Raw genomic sequence first — 2421 nt, forward strand, 5'->3', positions numbered from 1 at the left:
GAATATTTGGTCATAAAAATGCCCCACAATCGTTAGAGTATCTGTCTAACAATTATGGGGCACTTCAAATTACGCATCAGCCTTTTTGTTACACGATCAACTGCAAAATTGATGATTAACAGTCCTATTTCCAATACTGCTTATTTTTCCCAGTCAAAAATCGATAAGCGGCATAACCATTAAACAATAGTACAAAACCGCCGCCAAGGACGACTTCTGTCATAACAAACTCTTCAATCGCACGTTCCGATGACGTGCCCATCAGCATTGGACCAAAGCTATAATAGGCCGCCCAGATAGCGATCAGAGCCAGCACGGCAAGATTGATCAGAATCAATTCGCCAATACCGATAACAATCTTTTTGATCAGTTGGACCACCCTCTGGCGATATGGAGCACGCCGTGTTTTGTTTTCGCTTACAAGACTATCAAGCCTGCACAGTAGGCGTCAATAACTTTCAAAGATAGCGCCCTAACAATCTTGTAAGAGCGGTAATCAACAGCAGGCAAAAGTGTCTGCCAACGCCATCTGTATCAAAAACATTGGTTATATGGGGCGTAGTCGGGGTTGCGTCCAACACCATATCAAAATGCAGGAAAAACTGATTCTGCTATTCTTAGGAATCAAACCACTTTCGAATTTGACTCAATAATGATTTCGAGATTTGCGAATGATGGGCATTTGCTCCCCCCGTATTAATCGGTTGGGTAAACAGCACGTCCGGCATAACCGGCGTGTTACTAAAGTTGTGGGTCTGCCGAGCATTAACAACGTTGATACAGCGAACTGTATGATCGGTTCGTGTTACCATCCACGGAATGATTTGCCAACTATTGTCACAAATCGGCGAATGGTAAGTAACATTGCTATTTTCCGTCGTATAGCCCGCTGAAGGTAGTCCAAAAATCCTCGCAAGAGGATTTTTTTTGACTGCCATAATTGTGAATTCGGCGGCGCTTGCTGAGTTGTTGTCCATGATGATAGCAACCTTTTTGTTCAAGCGCTTCTTCACTTTCTCAAGCACCATTTTTACTACGGTGCTTCGATAATTGGCTGCGCCGCCTTGCAAGCCGTCCTTGACCAAAGAAACTTGCTGCTCTTTTCCTGTGTTGGTCACACTGGTCCACAGCTGCCCATTGGGAATGAGTGCGTAAAGGCCAAAAATCATGGCCGTTGGTATGCCGCCTTGATTGCCGGAAAAATTCAAGACCAGGTCGCCTCGGGTGTGCGCAATCAACTGATTTAGCTTGACTATATAGCGTAGATACACACTCTGCCTCATAGTGTAAAAAGTGGGGATATCAACGACTGTCAGTCGGCCGGCACAGTATGCCCCGGGTAACTGTTCATGGCGTATTGCTGCATCCCTTTTTGCGGCACTCGAATGCTTATTACCCACCCGCATAACGGCATTCAGATCCGCGATGGTCGTAATAGTCTGTCCAGCATCCGTTTTATCCACGACTTCCTGCCACGCCGTTTTGTCTTCGATAATGCCATGTTGAGACATATAAGCGACAGTCTCAACCGCATCGTCCTGAATAGATGTGATGGCCGCATTGGCTGACGGAAAAATGCTGAATAGAAGGACAAGAGCGGCAAAGCACAGTGTTATTTTCACTTGGTTTTTCATTGTCCCACCACATTGTGCAAATTAATGGGTTGTTTTGATAATGGTTGAAAATCCGTTTTGCAAAGCACTGTTCTGCGTGACACTAAAATGCAGCAAGCCATCCTCGGCCCCTTGATTCTGCATGGTGATCAACACCTTGGGCGCGCCGTTGGGATCAATAGTGAATAAATATAAATGCACGCCAGCATATCGCGCAGTGGCGACATCAGAATACATGGCGACGATTTTATACTGGGCCGTTCCTGTCCCGTCGTTTGACCATGCGGCCGAAACGTGCTGGTCATTCACGGCCACCTTATTCGTTGCGATCTGCTCCTTGTACACTCCGCCGCCATAATAATTCACGTCATGCGTGGGACTATAGGCTTCATATTTCTGGCCCATCGACTGGCCCCACTGCACCATAAAATCGGCCAACTGGTTGGCCTTGGCGGTGTTCCATAGCGCGACCGCCGCACTTGACGATGAACTTGCACTCGCGCTGGATGACGTTGACGAACTGCGTGTCGACTCATCACTCTCCGCGTCACTGCTGCTTTGCTGATCACGACTGCTTGAGGATTCCTTAGTCGTCTCCGAGTAAGAAATCTTGTGGGCGTCAGCATCCTCTGTTTTCTTTTGACATCCGCTCACCAGCAATCCGACCATGATTAATCCCAACAGCAGCCAGCCTGGCCTTTTACTCACGTTAATTCCTCCTCGTATAGTTAATTTACAGACAAGTTCGTGGATAGTTTTCTTGTTTGGATGTTGCGTGATACTCTCTAGTAGTTCATTGGATTTGGGT

Annotated in this window: 3 protein-coding genes; all 3 read right to left on the reverse strand. The window is 46.8% G+C overall.

Features of this window, described 5'->3' with window-relative positions:
* Window positions 1-124: 124 nt before the first annotated feature.
* The 3 genes from H627_RS18760 to H627_RS18765 all read right to left on the reverse strand — a co-directional run bounded on the left by H627_RS18760 (window position 125) and on the right by H627_RS18765 (window position 2321).
* Entirely contained in the window at window positions 125-379 is a 255-nt protein-coding gene (locus tag H627_RS18760; protein ID WP_051225484.1) for a hypothetical protein, read from the reverse strand.
* A 238-nt stretch (window positions 380-617) separates the two neighbouring features.
* A complete protein-coding gene (locus tag H627_RS0115265) occupies window positions 618-1634 on the reverse strand; it encodes a S41 family peptidase (RefSeq protein WP_027829615.1) in 1017 nt (338 codons plus the stop codon).
* Window positions 1635-1655: 21 nt separating this feature from the next.
* The gene (locus H627_RS18765; protein ID WP_051225485.1) at window positions 1656-2321 is read right to left on the reverse strand and encodes a DUF4767 domain-containing protein; all 666 of its coding nucleotides are present in this window, start codon (window positions 2319-2321) and stop codon (window positions 1656-1658) included.
* Between the last annotated feature and the right edge of the window lie 100 nt (window positions 2322-2421).

Source organism: Schleiferilactobacillus harbinensis DSM 16991 (assembly GCF_000425885.1).
GTDB classification, from domain to species: domain Bacteria; phylum Bacillota; class Bacilli; order Lactobacillales; family Lactobacillaceae; genus Schleiferilactobacillus; species Schleiferilactobacillus harbinensis.

Excerpts from the sequence above, each read along its gene's own strand:
- H627_RS0115265 (WP_027829615.1), bottom strand. The coding sequence starts at position 1,634 with ATGAAAAACCAAGTGAAAATAACACTGTGCTTTGCCGCTCTTGTCCTT.